The sequence below is a fragment of the Blautia segnis genome (genome assembly GCF_014287535.1).
GTDB classification, from domain to species: domain Bacteria; phylum Bacillota; class Clostridia; order Lachnospirales; family Lachnospiraceae; genus Blautia_A; species Blautia_A acetigignens.
On record NZ_JACOOT010000014.1, the window covers coordinates 1 to 18,347 of the forward strand.

General features: G+C 45.9%; 16 protein-coding genes and 1 pseudogene. 14 read left to right on the forward strand and 3 right to left on the reverse strand.

Annotation, left to right across the window (positions count from 1 at the left end; all coding sequences use genetic code 11):
- Positions 1 to 143: 143 nt before the first annotated feature.
- From H8S54_RS05940 to H8S54_RS05955, 4 genes are all read left to right on the forward strand, one after another.
- Entirely contained in the window at positions 144 to 623 is a 480-nt protein-coding gene (locus H8S54_RS05940) for a hypothetical protein (protein ID WP_021926768.1), read from the forward strand.
- 59 nt (positions 624 to 682) lie between these two features.
- A complete protein-coding gene (locus tag H8S54_RS05945) occupies positions 683 to 1,039 on the forward strand; it encodes a hypothetical protein (protein ID WP_021926767.1) in 357 nt (118 codons plus the stop codon).
- Positions 1,040 to 1,421: 382 nt separating this feature from the next.
- Complete coding sequence (locus H8S54_RS05950) at positions 1,422 to 3,455, forward strand: sugar transferase (protein ID WP_186901082.1); 2,034 nt, start codon at positions 1,422 to 1,424, stop codon at positions 3,453 to 3,455.
- Between the two features lie 305 nt (positions 3,456 to 3,760).
- Positions 3,761 to 4,180: a helix-turn-helix domain-containing protein gene (locus H8S54_RS05955; protein ID WP_186901083.1), complete on the forward strand. Its 420-nt coding sequence runs from the start codon at positions 3,761 to 3,763 to the stop codon at positions 4,178 to 4,180.
- A 234-nt stretch (positions 4,181 to 4,414) separates the two neighbouring features.
- On the opposite strand, the gene H8S54_RS05960 is transcribed toward H8S54_RS05955, so the two are convergent.
- Positions 4,415 to 4,648: a hypothetical protein gene (locus H8S54_RS05960; RefSeq protein ID WP_021926764.1), complete on the reverse strand. Its 234-nt coding sequence runs from the start codon at positions 4,646 to 4,648 to the stop codon at positions 4,415 to 4,417.
- A gap of 413 nt (positions 4,649 to 5,061) precedes the next feature.
- On the opposite strand from H8S54_RS05960, the gene H8S54_RS05965 reads away from it, so the two are divergent.
- The 7 genes from H8S54_RS05965 (at position 5,062) to H8S54_RS05995 (ending at position 11,585) form a co-directional block, all read left to right on the forward strand.
- Complete coding sequence (locus tag H8S54_RS05965; protein WP_021926763.1) at positions 5,062 to 5,340, forward strand: hypothetical protein; 279 nt, start codon at positions 5,062 to 5,064, stop codon at positions 5,338 to 5,340.
- Positions 5,341 to 5,508: 168 nt separating this feature from the next.
- Complete coding sequence (locus H8S54_RS05970; RefSeq protein ID WP_021926762.1) at positions 5,509 to 6,186, forward strand: response regulator transcription factor; 678 nt, start codon at positions 5,509 to 5,511, stop codon at positions 6,184 to 6,186.
- Complete coding sequence (locus H8S54_RS05975; RefSeq protein WP_117852180.1) at positions 6,186 to 7,694, forward strand: sensor histidine kinase; 1,509 nt, start codon at positions 6,186 to 6,188, stop codon at positions 7,692 to 7,694. Before H8S54_RS05970 ends, H8S54_RS05975 begins: the two co-directional genes overlap by 1 nt.
- A gap of 174 nt (positions 7,695 to 7,868) precedes the next feature.
- Complete coding sequence (gene hisH, locus H8S54_RS05980) at positions 7,869 to 8,486, forward strand: imidazole glycerol phosphate synthase subunit HisH (RefSeq protein WP_117852176.1); 618 nt, start codon at positions 7,869 to 7,871, stop codon at positions 8,484 to 8,486.
- Between the two features lie 2 nt (positions 8,487 to 8,488).
- Positions 8,489 to 9,247 carry an imidazole glycerol phosphate synthase subunit HisF gene (gene hisF / locus H8S54_RS05985; RefSeq protein WP_186901084.1) on the forward strand — a complete coding sequence of 253 codons (759 nt, stop codon included), beginning with the start codon at positions 8,489 to 8,491 and terminating at the stop codon, positions 9,245 to 9,247.
- Between the two features lie 28 nt (positions 9,248 to 9,275).
- Positions 9,276 to 9,962: a uracil-DNA glycosylase gene (gene ung, locus H8S54_RS05990; RefSeq protein WP_117852172.1), complete on the forward strand. Its 687-nt coding sequence runs from the start codon at positions 9,276 to 9,278 to the stop codon at positions 9,960 to 9,962.
- 3 nt (positions 9,963 to 9,965) lie between these two features.
- A complete protein-coding gene (locus H8S54_RS05995) occupies positions 9,966 to 11,585 on the forward strand; it encodes a putative polysaccharide biosynthesis protein (RefSeq protein ID WP_173767315.1) in 1,620 nt (539 codons plus the stop codon).
- Here H8S54_RS05995 and H8S54_RS18860 read toward each other — a convergent pair.
- Positions 11,549 to 11,785: pseudogene (locus H8S54_RS18860) on the reverse strand (DUF6783 domain-containing protein); the annotation flags it as partial. The gene H8S54_RS05995 and the pseudogene H8S54_RS18860 overlap by 37 nt on opposite strands.
- Between H8S54_RS18860 and H8S54_RS18865 the strand changes: the two are divergent.
- On the forward strand, positions 11,741 to 11,863 hold the full coding sequence (locus tag H8S54_RS18865; protein WP_334298040.1) for a DUF6783 domain-containing protein: 123 nt from the start codon (positions 11,741 to 11,743) through the stop codon (positions 11,861 to 11,863). The pseudogene H8S54_RS18860 and the gene H8S54_RS18865 sit on opposite strands and share 45 nt — an antisense overlap.
- Positions 11,864 to 12,070: 207 nt before the next feature.
- Here the strand turns inward: H8S54_RS18865 and H8S54_RS06000 are convergent, their stop codons facing one another.
- Positions 12,071 to 16,321, reverse strand: a complete 4,251-nt coding sequence (locus tag H8S54_RS06000) for a 2-hydroxyacyl-CoA dehydratase (RefSeq protein WP_186901085.1) — start codon at positions 16,319 to 16,321, stop codon at positions 12,071 to 12,073.
- A gap of 327 nt (positions 16,322 to 16,648) precedes the next feature.
- On the opposite strand from H8S54_RS06000, the gene tgt reads away from it, so the two are divergent.
- Together tgt and yajC are read left to right on the forward strand one after the other, a co-directional pair.
- Positions 16,649 to 17,800 carry a tRNA guanosine(34) transglycosylase Tgt gene (gene tgt, locus H8S54_RS06005; protein WP_021926754.1) on the forward strand — a complete coding sequence of 384 codons (1,152 nt, stop codon included), beginning with the start codon at positions 16,649 to 16,651 and terminating at the stop codon, positions 17,798 to 17,800.
- A gap of 146 nt (positions 17,801 to 17,946) precedes the next feature.
- Complete coding sequence (gene yajC / locus H8S54_RS06010; RefSeq protein WP_021926753.1) at positions 17,947 to 18,246, forward strand: preprotein translocase subunit YajC; 300 nt, start codon at positions 17,947 to 17,949, stop codon at positions 18,244 to 18,246.
- The last annotated feature ends 101 nt before the right edge of the window (positions 18,247 to 18,347 follow it).

An 18,347-nucleotide genomic window follows, 5' to 3' on the forward strand; every position in this document is an offset into this window, starting at 1 on the left:
CGAAGCGCCGCATTTTTCGGTAGATTTGTCAAGCGATTTTTGCAAAAAAGTGGGGGATTTTATAAAAAAAGGGATCTGAAAGTCTTGATTTTACTGGGCTGAAGATTCCGAGAGATTATATTGGAATTAAGGAGGAAATAGTTATGAGTAACGAAAAAAAGGGAAAAGAACTGAAACTGGACAATTTCAAAATCACAGGTGACATTATTAAATGGAATGGAAGCGTCATTAAGATCGCCAACATTTCTTACGTTACGAATGATAAGTTTGAACTGCCCGCTTTTCCGAAATTATCTGTGGTGCTGATTCTGTTTGGATTGCTCCTCAGATCTTTCAATACAGCTGCTTTTGCTGGATGTGTAGCGGCTGGTATTGCATGGATCCTTTACTGGTACTTTGAAAAAGAAGATTTAAAAAGCAAAACGCTTTTGACTCTGTCTATGAACTCTGGAACCCGCATTCCAATTCTGTTCACTGACGAAAATTTCCTTAAGAAGGTCCTCAATGTGCTGGAAGAAGTAATGAAGGCTGGAAGTATTGGCCATCAGAATATTACTGTAAATATCAAGGGCTGCGATATTCATGGCAATGCCAAAATCTTAACGGATATGGGAATTAAATAAGGATTCCGTGTAAACGTTGTTGACAGACAATATAAGTTAAGAATTGGAGGTATTGCAGCATGGCAATCAATATTAAGTTGAATGATGTTTCGATCAGTGATCATGCGAAAGTTATCACTGGAGTCAGGATGAGTGAAACAGCAGATTTTGATGTTCAGGCGGAGAAAGTAAAGGTGTATGGTGATGCACAGTTTCTCACAGACATGCAGATTGAATCTGTTGTGAAAAAGGCGGAGAATGCATTGCAGGAGCTGCCGGCATCTTCACCGGAGTATTCTTCGTTGAGAAAAATTGTGCAGAACAGCAAATCCAAGAATAAAAGAGAAGTGCTGAGAAAAATAGGCATTCATCTTGGAACCTTTACAGAAGGAGTACTGCAGAATATCATTGCAGATGTCATTAATGGCAGAATGTAAAATATTAAATAATGGTTGTTATTATGCAGACAGGGACTTTGGTTCCTGTCTGCAAATTTGGAGACAAGCTGGTAAATGAAAAAATTCTAAAATTTTTGAAAAAAGTTTACACAAACTGTAAATTATGTGGTATTATATAAATACAACTTCTCTTAGTTAGATGGTTAATTGATATTGGACCTCTCAATTACACCATAGATCTGAGAGAAGTTGTTTTATTATAACTCGAACGATGCGTCACGTGCTTTATGATTTGAGAGGTGTTGAAACATTTGGGTTTGACAGGAACACGAATTTGCTCATTCTCCTTTAATATGTTATAATGGCAAAACAGTTGTGATAAAAGTATAACTACGTAGTGAAAAGTAAGAAAGGGATTTACATGCCGAAAATATCTATCATAACCCCGGCTTACAATTGTGAAAAATATCTTCCGGATGCAGTGAAAAGCGTGCTTTCCCAGACATTTACGGACTGGGAACTGCTGATGATTGATGACTGCTCTAAGGACAATACGTACCGCTATATGAAGAAACTGGCGGAAAAAGATAAAAGAATTCGGATTTTTCAAAATAAGGTGAATTCTGGTTCTGCGGCTACTCGAAATTATGGCGTTCGTCTGGCAAGAGGGGAGTGGATCGCATTCCTGGACGGTGATGATCTATGGCGGGAGGATAAGCTGGAAAAGCAACTGGCTGTCATAGAGAGGAATCCAGAGGCAGAATTTTTGTTTACGGGCTCTGCGTTTATTGAAGATGATGGAATGACCATTGCGCATGTGCTTCACGTGCCAGAGCATGTAAGCCGCAGGAAATTGCTTGGTCAGAATGTGATTTCCTGTTCTTCCGTACTGATTCGCCGTGAACTTATGCTGGAATTTCCTATGCCTGAAGAAGAGGGCATTCATGAGGATTTTGCCACCTGGCTGGCGATTCTTGAGAAAGTTCCAAGGGCTTACGGTGTGGACGAGCCTCTGCTAATTTACCGTAAGGCGCTGGCTTCCAAATCCGGGAAAAAGGGAAAGTCTGCGCAAATGAACTGGCAGACTTATATAAAAGCTGGAGTTCCGTTGAAACAGAGAATTTTTTGTATGGCAAGCTATACCTTTCATGGATTGTGCAAATACTCTCTGCTCTGGTGGAGAAGCTATCGCCTAATGATGGGCAAAGAGCGGTTTAAGAAATTATTTCTTATGTTGATGACAGCACTGCTTCTTTTTCTGTGGACCTGGACTTTTTCCAGGGCATGGTTTGAGCAGTATAATTTCAAGCGGATTATTGGGCGTCGTTATTACTTTTGGGGTTATGTGGCGCTGTTGTCCTTGTATCTGGCTTTGAATATGCTGGTAGGCAAAGTATTTTCCGCTTTTCGTGTGATCCATCAGCAGTATGTAGAAGTGATTCTTTCCCATGCGTATACAGCAGTGCTGGTCAATGGCGGAACTTATTTGGAGTTGGCGCTGATTGGACGTTGGAAATTTATGGAGCATATTACGCCTATGCTGGCGGTGGCTCTTTTGAATTTCCTGATTGGAATTGTGTGGTCTGTAGTGGTTCGGTGGTTGTACGGCAATATTTACCCGGCACATGAAGTTTTGCTTATTTATGGAAAACAAAGCACCGCGCCTCTTGAGGCAGAACTGCAGAGGCGCAGTGGGAGATACCATTTGGGTGCCCGGATTTCCCTGGAAGAAGGACGGGAGCAGATTGCCCGTGAGATTATGCGTCATGAGTCGGTGATGTTAGGAGATATGTCAGCGGAAGACCGTGAGTTTTATATCCGTTTTTGTTATGAAAATAAGAAGCGGTGCTATTGTCAGACAAGCCTGTCGGATATTATGTTGATGAGTTCCGAGAAAGTTTCCTTGTCGGATATGACTTTGCAGCTGTTTCGTAACTGCGGGCTTACTGTGGAACAGAGAATGGCAAAGCGTATTTTTGATATCTGCTTTTCTGTGTTTGTGATGGTGTTGCTGTCCTGGCTGTATCTGCTGATTGCTTTTTATATTAAAGTGGTAAGAAGAAATCCGGTTTTGATAAAAAGGGAGTGTCTGACTAAGGATGGCAAGCATTTTTCGCAGTATAAATTTAATGGCAGGCATTTGCTTATAACAACGCATCTGGATGAACTGCCCCAGTTTTTTAATATTCTGCGGGGGGATATGTCTGTGGTAGGACCTTATCCGGAAACCGTTGAGAATGCGGTGAAATATGGGAAAAACCATCCGGAGTATTCCTACCGCCTTTCTGTAAAGGCAGGGCTTACTGGATACGCCAAGGTGCATAGCAAGTACAGCAGTTCCAGAAGCAATCGTCTGAAAATGGATTTTTACTATATTCAGAATTATTCTTTTGCTATGGATCTGGGAATATTGGCGGCGACTTTGAAGGTTTTATTTGAGCCGAAACGAAAATAAAAGAGTTTGAAAAATACTTAAGAGCGAAAAGGTCTAAAACAAGACCTTTCGCTCTTCTTTCATATATAATACAATCATTATGGGAGAGTCTATGCAAGTGGAGGAAATCCATTCGAAAGAAAGTATGGACTTACGGAATAGCGAAAAAGGAAGAAGCCTGGAGATGTGCTATACTGTTTTTAGTACAGTTTTGTGATTTTTGTCGATTTCTGTCGTATTAGTTATAGAGGGAAAGAGATTGAGAAATTGCGTTGTAGCTGTAAAAGTATGAAGCAGTTACACTGTAAAAGATAGGAAAAAAGCGAATGGGGATGTTGAGTGGTATGCAGAAGAATGATCTGAAAATGGAAAAATGTGTTGTGTCAAAACCGTATAATCCGGAAGAGAAGTGTGAGCAGCTGGTGGAGAATATTAAGCTGCTTTGTAAGGAGCGGGCAATTTCGTATTATGCACTGGCACAGAAGGCAGATATATCAACATCGGCCCTTCACTCTATGATGACCGGGAAAACAAAACCTTACATGTATACGGTTTATAAATTGTGCAATGCGTTGGAAATTCCGATTTCGGAGCTGCTGATTGATGAAGAATGTGAGGAAAAGGAAGTGCTTACATTTGATGAGCTGCAGATGCTGGCAGTTTACAGACAGCTTTCTGTGGGGGAGAAAGATCTGATCCATGATGTGGTGAAGCTTCTCCAGGGATATGAGGTTAAGAGAAAATAAGGCAGACAGGAAAATAGGCCGTGAGATAGGGAAAACGGATTTTGGAAATATTTTTTACATAATATAGGTAGAAATAAAATACCCCGGAAGCAGATTGTCAGGATTTCGTCAAGGAGATACTGGATAATCTGCTTCTGGGGTGTTTTTATTATATAAATCTTATTTGGCTCGTCTGGTACATCATAAATTAAGTTTCGACAGCGGTGATGCAAAGGAACCGCGCATCTATTTAATTTATTCCTCAAACTCCGCAATCACCACATACCCGCTAAGCGGCGCCTTTTCCACGCTGACGATAGTGCCTTCCTTGGCTTTGATTCGCTGGGAATTGGGGTAGCAGCCGGACATGGCAACAGCGGGCTCGATGATGTAGCTGTAGTTCATGTATGACTGATATTCGGTGATCTGAACCTTATCTCCGGGTTTCACCAGACCTGGACGTTCCATTTTGAAGCTTTCCTGACGCATGAAAATTCCTTCTTTCTTTATTTGACACATTTTTTGTTTTGGAGTCTGTTTGAAAAAGCATTTCCGTAAAGTGTGACACACATCTTGCAGAAAGTCTTTTTCAGATATGCTTTAGAATGTTACTGTTCACTCCGTGCCCAGCAACACGCTTCGCGATGCACAGAAAGACGAACCTTCTTGTGCATTGCACAAGAAGTAGCGTTTGCTGCGCAAACTTAATTCTCGGGTTTTCTGTGAACTTTGTTCACACAAAACACCTCGCGGAATATTACCTATGAACAGTAACTTTAGAATACCACAAAACCCCAAATTTGTCATCCAGGCTTGTAAGTTTCCGGGAAGATTATTATAATGAATTTTAAAGGAGTACCAAAGCAGTCCACGGAATCAAATTAACTTGGAGGAAAACATTTATGCCATCAGACCGAACCAGGGAACTTTACCAGGCGTTGCAGGAAAAAGGCTACCCGGATGCCTTTTGCCGGGAAATTGCCTATAAATATATGAACACAGATTATACAGCCACCCGCATGTTAGGCTATCTTTACCGTGTCACCAGCCCCAGAATGGAGGATGTGGCAGATGAGATGCTTGCCATTTTAAGCGACCGGGATGCCATTATGCAGAAGAAAGAATTAGAGCACGCCCAGGCCACCATCAATGATGTTTATGAAAAAGGGTTGAATCACTAAATTCTCGCTCTTCGTTCACAAAATCATCATAAACATCTGCTAACATGAAGATATCAGGGTCAAAAGGTCAAAAAGCCGTTCATGCTTGCATGATAAGGCTTTTGAACTTGGTAGGGGCAAAATACTTTTTGACTCTAACATCCAAGAAAAAAGAGGAGGAAGAGATTTATGGACACATTAAAAATCCTTGTAGTAGACGATGAAAGCCGTATGAGAAAGCTTGTAAAAGACTTTCTGACTAAGAAAAATTTCCAGGTTCTGGAAGCCGGAGACGGCGAGGAAGCCATGGATGTATTTTATAAAGAAAAAGATATTGCACTGATCATTCTGGACGTGATGATGCCGAAGATGGACGGCTGGGAAGTATGCCGTGAGGTCCGCAAGAATTCCAAAGTGCCGATTATCATGCTGACTGCAAGAAGTGATGAGAGAGATGAGCTTCTTGGCTTTGACCTGGGCGTGGATGAGTACATATCCAAACCGTTCAGCCCCAAGATTCTGGTAGCCAGAGTGGAGGCAATCCTTCGCCGTACCGGACAGACAGGCGTTGAGGATGTGCTTTCTGCCGGCGGTATTGTAATCGACAAGGCAGCACACCTTGCAACCGTGGATGAGAAGCCTATGGACCTTAGCTTCAAGGAATTTGAGCTTCTCACCTATTTCCTGGAGAACCAGGGAATTGCCCTTTCCAGGGAAAAAATCCTGAATTCGGTATGGAATTACGATTACTTCGGAGACGCAAGAACCATTGACACCCATGTCAAGAAGCTGAGAAGCAAAATGGGCGAAAAAGGCGAATACATCAAAACCGTATGGGGAATGGGCTACAAGTTTGAGGTAGAGTGATGAAGAAACCAAAGAAAATCCGATCCATAAAGCACCAGATCACGTTTACGTTTATCGGGCTTATGCTCCTTTCCATTCTGACGATTTCCATTATCAATGGCGTATTTCTGGAGAAATATTATGTGGCCCAGAAGACGGAAACTTTGCTGGATGCCAAGGATGTATTAAGCCAGATTGATACCGATTCCCTGACAGAAGATGATGGGGAAAGTGAGCAAGAGTCACTGCCCTCGGAAATTGTCCAGTCCAGCTCCCGAAACAATCTGACCTGGGTACTGATCAACGAGGACAACACCAGGTATCTGTGCTGGCCGGAAAATGAGGATCAGCTGCGAAGCAAGCTGTTTTTCGGCTATGCCAGTGACTTGGATATGGACAACGGCAAGGGCAAAACCCTGAAAGAAACAGATGACTGCGTGGTTCAGCAGGTGCACGATCGTTTTGTGGGAATGGACTATGTGGAATGCTGGGGAAAGTTTGACAATGGCAATTATTTCCTGATTAGAAGTCCCCTGGAAAGCATTCAGGAGAGTGCGAACATTTCCAATAAATTTTATTTCTTTGTAGGAATTGTCATTATTGTTATAAGCGGAATGTGTGTGATGGCGGTAACCAGACGGCTGACCAAGCCGATTTCTGAGCTGACCGAGCTTTCCCGTAAGATGACAGATCTTGATTTCGAGGCAAGATATAAGAGCAAGGCGGGAAATGAGATCGATGTGCTGGGGGATAATTTTAACAAAATGTCCAGTCAGCTGGAGAACACCATTTCCGAACTGAAGTCGGCCAATAATGAACTGCAGAAGGATATTGCGGATAAGGTGAAAATTGATGAGATGCGAAAGGAATTCCTGGATAACGTATCCCATGAATTGAAGACTCCCATTGCACTGGTACAGGGCTATGCAGAGGGCCTGAAGGAGAATATCAATGATGACCCGGAAAGCATGGATTTCTACTGCGATGTGATCATTGATGAGGCCTCCAAGATGAACAAGCTTGTGAAGAATCTTCTGACCTTGAATCAGCTGGAGTCCGGCAAGGATGCGGCTGTGATGGAGCGTTTTGACCTTACAGCGCTGGTAAACGGCGTATTGTCTACCATGGACATTATGATCCGCCAGAAAGAAGCCAGTGTAATTTTCAATGAAAAAGAGCCCATCTATGTGTGGGCAGACGAGTTCAAAACCGAAGAGGTTGTGACCAACTATGTAAGCAACGCCCTGAACCATCTGGACGGAGAGAAGATTGTGGAAATCAAGATCCTGAAGCTGGAAACCCAGGTGAAGGTAACCGTATTTAATACCGGAACACCGATCCCGGAGGCAGATCTTCCCAACCTGTGGAACAAGTTCTACAAGGTAGACAAGGCCCGCACCAGAGAATACGGCGGCAGCGGCATTGGACTTTCCATTGTAAAAGCAATCTTGGAAGGCATGAATCAAGAATACGGCGTACAGAATTTTGACAACGGTGTGGAATTCTGGTTTACTCTGGATCGGAAATAGCCAGATAAGCACAGTTTGTATTTGTGATTTTTAATAAAAAAAGCAACAGGATTTCGACAGGACAGGACAAACTAACAAAACAGGCGGCAGCAGGGAATTCGCTCTTTGCAACCGCCTGTTTTTGCGCTATACTGTAAGAATGGATTAGAAAAAACGACAACAGGAGGAGCCCGAATGATAGGTATAATTGATTATGACGCCGGCAACATAAAGAGTGTGGAAAAAGCTCTTCATTATCTGGGAGAGCAGACAGTGGTTTCCAGAGATCCCCAGGTGCTTTTGCACGCGGATAAAGTGATTCTTCCGGGAGTGGGAAGCTTTGGAGACGCCATGAATAATCTGAATAAATTCGGTCTTGTTCCTGTCATCCGCCAGATCGCGGACCAGAAGACACCGTTTCTTGGAATCTGTCTGGGGCTTCAGCTTTTGTTTGAGTCCAGTGAGGAGACTCCAGGCGTGGAGGGACTTGGACTTTTGAAAGGCAGGATCGTGAAGATTCCGCCAGCAGAGGGACTTAAGATTCCCCACATGGGATGGAATTCCCTTCATCTTCAAAATGACGGACGGCTGTTTCAGAGCATCCCGGAGCAGACATACGTATATTTTGTCCATTCCTATTATCTGCAGGCCGAGGATCCCCAGATCGTGAAAGCAACCACAGAATACGGCGTGACCATTCATGCTTCTGTTGAGAAAGACAATATTTTTGCCTGCCAGTTTCATCCGGAGAAGAGCAGCAAATATGGTCTTAAGATTCTGGAGAACTTCGCAAAGCTTGGGAAGGAGGCATAAGGATGTTTACGAAGAGAATTATTCCCTGCCTGGATGTGAATAATGGGCGAGTGGTGAAAGGCGTGAATTTCGTAGATCTGAAGGATGCCGGAGACCCGGTGGAGATCGCCAAGGCATACGATGCGGCTGGAGCGGATGAGGTGGTATTTCTTGACATTACAGCCTCCTGCGAGCAGCGTGACACTGTGGTGGATATGGTGCGCAAGGTGGCGGCTAATGTGTTTATTCCTTTTACAGTCGGCGGCGGCATTCGTACTGTTGATGACTTCAAGAGGCTTCTTCGGGAGGGCGCAGACAAGATTTCCGTGAACTCTGCGGCTATTGACCGTCCGGAACTGATCCGGGAGGCAGCGGACAAGTTCGGAAGCCAGTGCGTGGTGGTTGCTATTGATGCCAAACGGCGTGAGGACGGCGGATGGAATATTTACAAGCACGGCGGACGTCTGGATACAGGCATTGATGCCATAGAGTGGGCGAAGAAGGTGGAGGCTCTTGGAGCCGGGGAAATCCTTCTTACCAGTATGGACTGCGATGGTACCAAGGCAGGATATGACATCCCTCTTACCAGAGCGGTGGCTGACGCGGTGTCCATTCCGGTGATCGCTTCTGGCGGCGCGGGAACTCTGGAGCATTTCTATGAGGGACTGACAGAAGGCGGCGCGGATGCAGTGCTGGTGGCTTCTTTGTTCCACTACAAGGAACTGGAGATATCCCAGGTAAAGGATTATCTTGCGGGAAAAGGCGTTCCGGTGAGAAGATAACAATACAATAAGATGAGGTGACTGGTAAATGGGTCAAATTTCAGGAGACTGGCAGGTGGCTTTAAAGGATGAATTTCATCAGCCTTACTATGCCAAATTATATAAAACAGTGATGGAGGAATATCGCACGAAGAAGATTTTTCCGCCGCCCCAGGATATGTTCAATGCGTTTGAATTCACACCGTTAAATGATGTGAAGGTTGTAATTCTGGGACAGGATCCTTATCACAATGACGGACAGGCCAATGGCCTGTGCTTTTCCGTGCGTGAGGATGTGGAGATTCCGCCCTCTCTGGTGAATATTTATAAGGAACTTCACAGTGATCTGGGATGCTATATCCCGGACAATGGCTGCCTGGAGAAATGGGCGAAGCAGGGAGTTCTTCTTCTGAACACAGTTCTGACTGTGCGTGCCCATCAGGCCAATTCCCACAGGGGAATCGGCTGGGAACAGTTTACAGATGCGGTGATCCGTACCTTGAACGACCAGGACCGTCCTATTGTGTATCTTCTCTGGGGAAGACCTGCCCAGACGAAGAAAGCCATGTTATACAATCCGAAGCAGCTGGTGCTTACCGCTGCACATCCAAGCCCGCTGTCTGCGTCAAGAGGATTTTTCGGATGCAGGCATTTCAGCCAGACCAATGAATTTCTGGAGAAAAACGGGCTTGCCCCCATTGACTGGCAGATTGAAAATATTGCAAAGGAAAATTAAGATATGGGGAAAAAGAATGACAATACACTTGTAAAAAATGCATCATTCCTGATGATCGCAGCGCTGATTTCCAAGATCATCGGAATGCTTTATAAAAGTCCGCTTTCCAATACCCTTGGAAACAGCAGTATGGGTCTTTTTAACTATGCCCAGAATGTTTATTTTATTCTGCTGATGATTGCCTCCTTCAGTATTCCGCAGGCGGTTTCCAAGATCATGGCGGAGAAGCTGGCTTTTAAGCGCTACCGGGATGCACAGAAGGTTTTCCACTGTGCTCTTCTTTATGTTGCGGCAATGGGCGGCGTTGTGGCGCTGTTCTGTTTCTTTGGTTCCTCCATTCTGGTGCCAGAGTCTATGTCCGGTGCAAGATTGGCTTTGAAAATGCTGGCGCCGACCATTTTCCTGTCTGGAATTCTGGGTACCTTCCGCGGGTATTTTCAGGCGTATCGTAATATGCTGCCGACTTCCTTGTCTCAGATTGTGGAGCAGTGCTTTGTAGCTGTTTTTGCCATTCTGATGTCCAGTGTGATGCTGAATCGGTTCAGCGGGGCAGAGGAGTCTGTGCGAAATGCATGGGGAGCCGCTGGTGCGACTATGGGAACCGGTGCGGGAGTTGCTTCTGCGCTTTTGTTCATGCTCTTTGTGTATGGCGTCAATAAGAAGACGATTAATAAGAGACTGGCTCGTGACACCAATTCACGGGATGAGGCCACTGGCGAGGTCATGAAAAACATTGTCCTCATTGTTATGCCTATTATCCTCAGTTCTTTTATTTATAATGTAAATGGATTTATCAATAGTTATATGTATTCCGGCATTCAGGGATTTAAGGGGATCGACCACGATACTATCACAAGCCTGTATGCGGAGTATGGCTATTATATGACTCTGATCAATATTCCGCTGACCCTTGCAAGTACAGCGCCTACTTCCATGATTCCGGAGGTTTCCGCACAGTATGCCAAGCATGATATGGACAGCGCAAGAGATAAGATCGACCGGGCTACCTGGATCAGTATGTTTATTTCTATTCCATGTGCAGTTGGTCTTGCAGTCCTTGCCGGACCGATTACCAGGCTTCTGTTCCCAAGAACGGAAGGGGCAGCAGCGCAGCTGATGATGCTTGGTGTCATCACCATCATCCTCAACGGAAATTCCAATATTTCCAACGGCGTGCTCCAGGGAATCGGCAAGCCCAATATTCCGATGATCAATGCGGCCATTGCCCTGGTGGTGGATGTGATTGCCATGGCAATTCTGCTTCTGGTGACGGACCTTGGAGTTTATTCCATTGTCATTGCTATGATTATTTATGCAGTTGTCATGTGTCTGCTTAATGAGCGTGCCATGAAGAAATACATGGAGTATAAGAATCCGTGGAGAAGCGCGTATTTAAATCCGCTGCTTGCATCTGTGCCTATGGCAGCTGTTGCCGGATTCTCCTACTACGGAATCTACAAACTGATCCGTTCCAATTTCATCAGTCTTGGAATCGCAGTTGTCCTTGGAATGATTGCTTACTTCATCGTATACCTTGCCGTAAGCAAGCCCTCCGACGAACAATTCGCCATGATGCCCGGCGGCGCCTACCTGAAGAAAATCGCGTCTAAATTACCATTTTGAAATGAGAAAAAGCCAGGCGGACGCATTTCGGCAATTGATATTCCACGCAGGTCGGTGCAACACCCCAGTGAACTAACGATCAACTGTCGAAATGCTGTGTATTGGCTAGAGCGTGTTTGAAAAATCATTCCCGCAATCTGCACGCCCCACTTTGCGTGAGATTTTGCCCGAATTCGGTTGCCGTAGCCCGCTACGGCGCCCTCATCCGGACAAAATCTCCCACAAATTGTGACGCACATCTTGCAGAAAGCCTTTTTCAAACACGCTCTAGTGTGTAAACGAAATAGAATAAAAAATCCCCGTTATCATGAGCATGCAATTTTTGCAAATCTTATGGTAACGGGGATTTTTATATATAATTAATTATTCAAACATATTAATAGCTATCATACTACACGCTATTTCCAATTTCAAGCACACAGCGTTTTCACAGCCGCTACTCCTAAGCAGGTCATTTCAGGTGCGCCCTTAATGGAGGTGAAATTTTACGCGTTCTTCGCCTCTTCCTCCGCCTTCAAATTCTTCTGCGCAGTAGAAAGCATCAGCTTAATACGGTTCAGCTGGTTAACCTCACTTGCACCTGGGTCGTAGTCGATGGCTGCAATATTTGCCTTCGGATACTGTCGTCGGATTTCCTTGATAACGCCCTTTCCTACAATGTGGTTTGGCAGGCAGGCAAATGGCTGGATGCAGACAATATTGGGAACGTTGTCGTGAATCAGTTCCATCATTTCACCTGTAAGGAACCATCCCTCGCCGGTCTGGTTGCCCTCAGAAACAATGGGGCGGGCCATTTTTGCAAGGTCACGGATATCGGCTGTGGGGTGGAAATGACGGCTTTCTGCAAGTGCTTCGTTTGCAGCCTTTCTTACCCAGTCAATAGCTTTGATGCCCATATTTCCAAAGAAGGCCTTGGACTTCTTGAAACCAAGGTTATCTGCCTTAAAGTTCTGGTTATAGAAGCAGTAAGACATAAAGTCGATCAGATCCGGCACAACCGGCTCAGCGCCTTCAGCCTCCAGAAGCTCTGCAAGGTGATTGTTTGCAGCCGGAAGGAATTTCACCAGGATCTCTCCTACAATTCCTACACGAGGTTTCTTCTCGTCACTGATGGGAATGGTATCAAAATCATGAACCATCTCACGGCACATTTTCTTAAACTGGCTGTGGCTTAAGGAGCCTCCGGAAACAAAAGCGATCACACGCTTTTCCCAGATCTTGTGCTTTCGGTTTACAATGCCCTTCTCAAGCTCATAGGGACGCATGCGGTAAATACACTTCATCAGAATGTCGCCGAATACTGCAGCGTAAACAACAGCTTTCACAAGTGGAAGAGTGAGCTTAAAGCCAGGGTTGCTCTCCAGACCGCTTAAGTTAAGGGAAATAACCGGAATCTGCTCCATGCCGGCCTTCTTAAGGGCGCGGCGGATAAAGGCAATGTAGTTGGAGGCACGGCAGCCGCCGCCTGTCTGGGACATGATAACAGCTGTCTTGTTCAGGTCATATTTGCCGGATAAAAGAGCATCCATAATCTGTCCTACTACGATCAGGGAGGGATAGCAGGCATCGTTGTTTACATATTTCAGACCTACATCAACGGCGTGCTTGTTGTCATTTGGAAGAACCTCCAGATGATAGCCATTTGCATTAAAGGCAGCCTCAAGCAGGGAAAAATGTACCGGAGACATCTGTGGACACAGGATGGTGTAATCCTTTCTCATCTCTTTGGTAAAGGAAACCTTCTCAATAGAAGCCGGGCGGATAGTGCGCTCCTTCTTCTGTGCATCCTTGGCACGAAGAGCTGCCAGAAGAGATCTGACACGGATTCTGGCTGCACCAAGGTTGTTGACCTCGTCAATCTTCAGGCAGGTATAAATCTTGCCGCTGCCGTCCAGAATCTCATAAACCTCATCCGTGGTAACTGCATCCAGTCCGCATCCAAAGGAGTTCAGCTGGATTAAATCCAGGTCATCTCTTGTCTTAACAAAGTTTGCAGCTGCATACAGTCTGGAGTGGTACATCCACTGGTCATTGACACGAATAGGACGCTCTACCGGAACCAGATGGGAAACAGAATCCTCAGTAAGGACTGCGACTCCGTAGCTGTTGATCAGATCCGGGATACCGTGGTGGATCTCCGGGTCAATGTGGTAAGGACGTCCTGCAAGGACAATTCCTCTTCGTCCTGTTTCCTTCAGATACTGAAGAGTCTCCTCGCCCTTTTTCTCAATGTCCTTATGTACGGCATCCATTTCTTCCCAGGCTTTGTGAGCTGCTGCTTTCACCTCAGCAGCCGGGATATCCGGGAAAATCTCAGTGAGGCGCTTGGTCACGATTTCCTCGGAGGTCAGTGCCAGGAATGGGTTCATAAAGGTAATGGACGGATCATGAAGCTCGTCCACGTTGTTCTTAATGTTCTCTGCATAGGAGGTAACGATCGGACAGTTGTAATGGTTGACTGCGTCCGGGAATTCGTTGCGCTCGTAAGGAATGCAGGGGTAGAAAATAAATTTCACACCATTTCGAAGCAGCCAGGTCACATGTCCGTGGGCAAGCTTGGCAGGATAGCACTCGGACTCACTTGGAATGGACTCGATTCCAAGTTCATAAATCTTTCTGGTGGAGGTAGGGGAAAGCACTACCTGATATTTCAGCTCTGTAAAGAAGGTATACCAGAAAGGATAATTCTCAAACATATTCAGTACACGCGGGATACCTACCTTGCCTCGCACTGCTTTCTCCGGGGAAAGCGGTGCGTAGGAGAACAGACGCTTGTACTTATATTCGTAAAGGTTCGGGATATGATCCTTATTTTTCTCCTTGCCGATACCGCGCTCGCAGCGGTTTCCGCTTACAAACTGGCGTCCGCCTGTGAATTTGTTGATGGTAAGACGGCAGTTGTTGGTACATCCGTGACAGTTGGCCATGGAGGTGGTGTATTTCAGCTCATTGATCTTGTCAATGGAAAGCATGGTGGTCTCGCGGCCTTCTGCGTGATAACGCTCCTTGGCAATCAAGGCAGCGCCGAAAGCACCCATGATTCCGGCAATATCCGGGCGGATAGCCTGGCAGCCTGCAATACGCTCAAAGCTTCGAAGAACACCGTCGTTATAGAAGGTACCGCCCTGTACAACAATGTGTTTGCCAAGCTCCTTGGCATCGGAAACCTTGATAACCTTGTAAAGAGCATTCTTGATAACAGAGTAGGCAAGTCCGGCAGAGATATCTGCGACAGAAGCGCCTTCCTTCTGGGCCTGTTTTACCTTGGAGTTCATAAATACGGTACATCTGGTACCAAGGTCAATAGGATGCTCTGCAAAAAGAGCGGCTTTGGCGAAATCCTGCACGGAGTAGTTCAGGGATTTGGCAAAGGTTTCAATAAAGGAACCGCAGCCAGAGGAACATGCCTCGTTCAACTGTACGCTGTCAACGGTCTGGTTGCGGATCTTGATGCACTTCATATCCTGTCCGCCGATATCTACGATACAGTCAACCTCCGGATCAAAGAAAGCAGCTGCATAGTAATGGGAAACGGTTTCAACCTCGCCCTCATCCAGCAGCAGGGCAGCCTTCATCAGCGCCTCGCCGTAGCCTGTGGAACAGGAAAATGCAATGTGGGCATCCTCCGGAAGCAGGCTGTAGATCTCCTGAATGGAACGGATGGCTGTTTTCAGCGGGCTTCCGTTGTTGTTGCTGTAGAAGGAATAAAGCAGGGTTCCGTCCTCGCCTACAAGAGCAGTTTTGGTGGTGGTGGAACCTGCGTCAATACCCAGATAGCAGTTGCCGTGGTACTGGGAAAGGTCGCCCTTCTTTACCTGGTAAGCACTCTGACGCTCGTTGAAGGCCTTGTAATCCTCCTTTGTGGCAAAAAGAGGCTCCATACGTTCTACCTCGAAGTCCATCTTAATGGAATTCTTCAGGCGGTCCTTCATATCGGTAAGGGAAACGGTCACCTCATCTTTAGCGTTCATGGCAGAACCCATGGCTGCGAAAAGGTGGGAATTCTCCGGTGTGATGGCGTGTTCGTCATCCAGCTTCAGGGTGCGGATAAAGGCTGCCTTCAGTTGATCCAGGAAGTGAAGAGGACCGCCAAGGAATGCAACATGTCCGCGGATGGGTTTACCGCAGGCAAGACCGGAGATGGTCTGGTTTACTACTGCCTGGAAAATGGAAGCGGAAAGGTCTTCCTTGGTAGCACCGTCATTGATCAGCGGCTGGATGTCTGTCTTGGCAAATACACCGCAGCGGGCTGCGATTGGGTAAAGTGCCTTGTAACTCTTGGCGTATTCGTTCAGTCCGGTGGCGTCTGTCTGAAGCAGGGATGCCATCTGGTCGATGAAGGAACCGGTACCGCCTGCACAGATTCCGTTCATACGCTGTTCAATATTGCCGCCTTCGAAGTAGATGATCTTGGCATCCTCGCCGCCAAGCTCGATGGCTACGTCAGTCTGGGGTGCAATCTTCTGAAGGGAAGTGGAGACTGCGATAACCTCCTGGACAAAAGGAACCCCAAGGTGATTGGCAAGGGTAAGTCCGCCGGAACCTGTGATCACAGGATGGAGGGTAAGCTCTCCAAGCTTCTCGTATGCTTTCTCAAGAAGATCTGCGAGAGTCTCCTGGATGTTGGCAAAATGACGCTGGTAGTCTGCGAAAAGCAGGGTGTCATTTTCGTCAAGTATTGCGATTTTGACAGTGGTGGAACCAATGTCAATTCCTAAAGTGTATTTATTGCTCATATAAAAAAATATGCCTCCTCGTTTGTGCTCATTGCGGCCAAACTGAGTAGGTAAGGCCGCCTTTGGCATGTGCGCGGGATGAAAAACAGTCCGCAAACTTTCTTATTTATATGTTAATCTTTTCAGTGAAGATATTCCGTAATATTATACGATATGAAAACTTAAATGGCAATGTAAAAGTTTAACAAGGATTCTTTCACCAGATGTTGAATTTTCGGTTATTTCGGGCTATAATAGATAAAGTTTCCCACCGGATTTTTACACTTATAAAAATGTGTAAAACAAAAGGGGAAAGGCATAGATAGTATAAAAAGAAAGGAAACATATATGGCAAAATATACACTTATGAAAACAGAAGGCCGTGCCAAGCGTGCCCAGTTTGAGACAGTACACGGAACGATCCAGACTCCTGTATTTATGAACGTGGGAACAGTAGGTGCCATTAAGGGAGCAGTATCTACTATGGATCTGAAGGATATCGGTACCCAAGTGGAGCTTTCCAATACCTATCATCTTCATGTAAGAACAGGAGATAAGCTGATTAAGGAATTTGGCGGACTTCATAAATTTATGGTATGGGACAGACCGATCCTTACAGATTCCGGCGGATTCCAGGTGTTTTCCCTGGCAGGACTGCGTAAGATCAAGGAAGAGGGCGTTTACTTCCAGTCCCACATTGACGGCCACAAGATTTTCATGGGACCGGAGGAGAGCATGCAGATCCAGTCCAATCTTGGATCTACCATTGCCATGGCTTTTGACGAATGTCCCAGCAGCGTAGCAAGCAGGGAGTATGTGCAGAAATCAGTAGACCGCACCACCAGATGGCTGGAGCGCTGCAAGAAGGAGATGGCCAGACTGAACAGCCTGCCGGATACGGTGAACAAGGAGCAGCTGCTTTTCGGAATCAATCAGGGTGCCATCTATGAGGACATCCGTATTGCACATGCAGACGCCATTTCCAAGATGGATCTGGACGGCTACGCAGTGGGCGGTCTGGCAGTGGGCGAGACCCATGAGCAGATGTACCACATTCTGGATGAAGTTGTGCCGCATTTGCCACAGGGTAAGCCTACTTATCTGATGGGCGTTGGAACTCCGGCGAACATTCTGGAAGGGGTTGCAAGAGGAATCGATTTCTTTGACTGCGTGTACCCGAGCCGTAACGGACGTCATGGACATGTGTACACCAACCACGGCAAGATGAACCTGTTTAATGCCAAGTATGAAATGGACCCGCGCCCCATTGAGGAAGGCTGTCAGTGTCCTGCCTGCCAGCATTACAGCAGAGCCTACATCCGTCATCTGATGAAAGCCAAGGAGATGCTGGGAATGCGCCTTTGCGTGCTTCACAACCTGTATTTTTACAATCATATGATGGAAGAAATCCGGGATGCTCTGGATGCAGGGAATTTCGCAGAATATAAGGAAATGCGCCTGGCTGGTTTTGCAGAGGGCAAAATCAACGGCAGAGTATAAAAAAATTCTAAAACTACTTGAAGAATTCCCGTTTATTGTGTATATTATACTATAATGCGCTGGCGATTATGGCGGCGGAAGATTCAGGGGAATTCCGGACTGGAATCACATTCCCTGGGAAGAGTAAGATACAGGAGGATTTGCAAATGGACGCATCAAGCGGAATGAGTATGGGATTTACCATCGTATGGCTGGTTGTACTTTTCGGTATTATGTATTTTCTGATGATCAGACCTCAGAAGAAAGAGCAGAAGAGAGTACAGGCAATGCTCAGCGATATGGCTGTTGGTGATAGCGTTGTGACCACAAGCGGCTTCTATGGCGTGATCATCGACATGACAGAAGACGATGTGATCGTAGAGTTCGGCAACAACAAGAACTGCCGTATCCCTATGAGAAAGCAGGCAATTGCTGAAGTTGAGAAAGCAGAGCAGGCTTCTGCATAATCTGCGGACTGACAATTACGTAAGACGAAAGAGCTTCACCCTATAGCGGGGTGGGGCTTTTTTTATGCATAAATCCATTTATATGGGAGGGAAAACGACAA

What these genes read in the sequence shown, in the direction of transcription:
- H8S54_RS05940 (WP_021926768.1), top strand. Translation starts at nt 144, where the DNA reads ATGAGTAACGAAAAAAAGGGAAAAGAACTGAAACTGGACAATTTCAAA.
- H8S54_RS05965 (WP_021926763.1), top strand. Translation starts at nt 5,062, where the DNA reads ATGCCATCAGACCGAACCAGGGAACTTTACCAGGCGTTGCAGGAAAAA.
- hisH (WP_117852176.1), top strand. Translation starts at nt 7,869, where the DNA reads ATGATAGGTATAATTGATTATGACGCCGGCAACATAAAGAGTGTGGAA.
- ung (WP_117852172.1), top strand. Translation starts at nt 9,276, where the DNA reads ATGGGTCAAATTTCAGGAGACTGGCAGGTGGCTTTAAAGGATGAATTT.
- H8S54_RS05970 (WP_021926762.1), top strand. Translation starts at nt 5,509, where the DNA reads ATGGACACATTAAAAATCCTTGTAGTAGACGATGAAAGCCGTATGAGA.
- H8S54_RS05955 (WP_186901083.1), top strand. Translation starts at nt 3,761, where the DNA reads ATGGGGATGTTGAGTGGTATGCAGAAGAATGATCTGAAAATGGAAAAA.
- hisF (WP_186901084.1), top strand. Translation starts at nt 8,489, where the DNA reads ATGTTTACGAAGAGAATTATTCCCTGCCTGGATGTGAATAATGGGCGA.
- H8S54_RS05945 (WP_021926767.1), top strand. Translation starts at nt 683, where the DNA reads ATGGCAATCAATATTAAGTTGAATGATGTTTCGATCAGTGATCATGCG.
- H8S54_RS06000 (WP_186901085.1), bottom strand. Translation starts at nt 16,321, where the DNA reads ATGAGCAATAAATACACTTTAGGAATTGACATTGGTTCCACCACTGTC.
- H8S54_RS05975 (WP_117852180.1), top strand. Translation starts at nt 6,186, where the DNA reads ATGAAGAAACCAAAGAAAATCCGATCCATAAAGCACCAGATCACGTTT.
- H8S54_RS05960 (WP_021926764.1), bottom strand. Translation starts at nt 4,648, where the DNA reads ATGCGTCAGGAAAGCTTCAAAATGGAACGTCCAGGTCTGGTGAAACCC.
- tgt (WP_021926754.1), top strand. Translation starts at nt 16,649, where the DNA reads ATGGCAAAATATACACTTATGAAAACAGAAGGCCGTGCCAAGCGTGCC.
- yajC (WP_021926753.1), top strand. Translation starts at nt 17,947, where the DNA reads ATGGACGCATCAAGCGGAATGAGTATGGGATTTACCATCGTATGGCTG.
- H8S54_RS05995 (WP_173767315.1), top strand. Translation starts at nt 9,966, where the DNA reads ATGGGGAAAAAGAATGACAATACACTTGTAAAAAATGCATCATTCCTG.
- H8S54_RS05950 (WP_186901082.1), top strand. Translation starts at nt 1,422, where the DNA reads ATGCCGAAAATATCTATCATAACCCCGGCTTACAATTGTGAAAAATAT.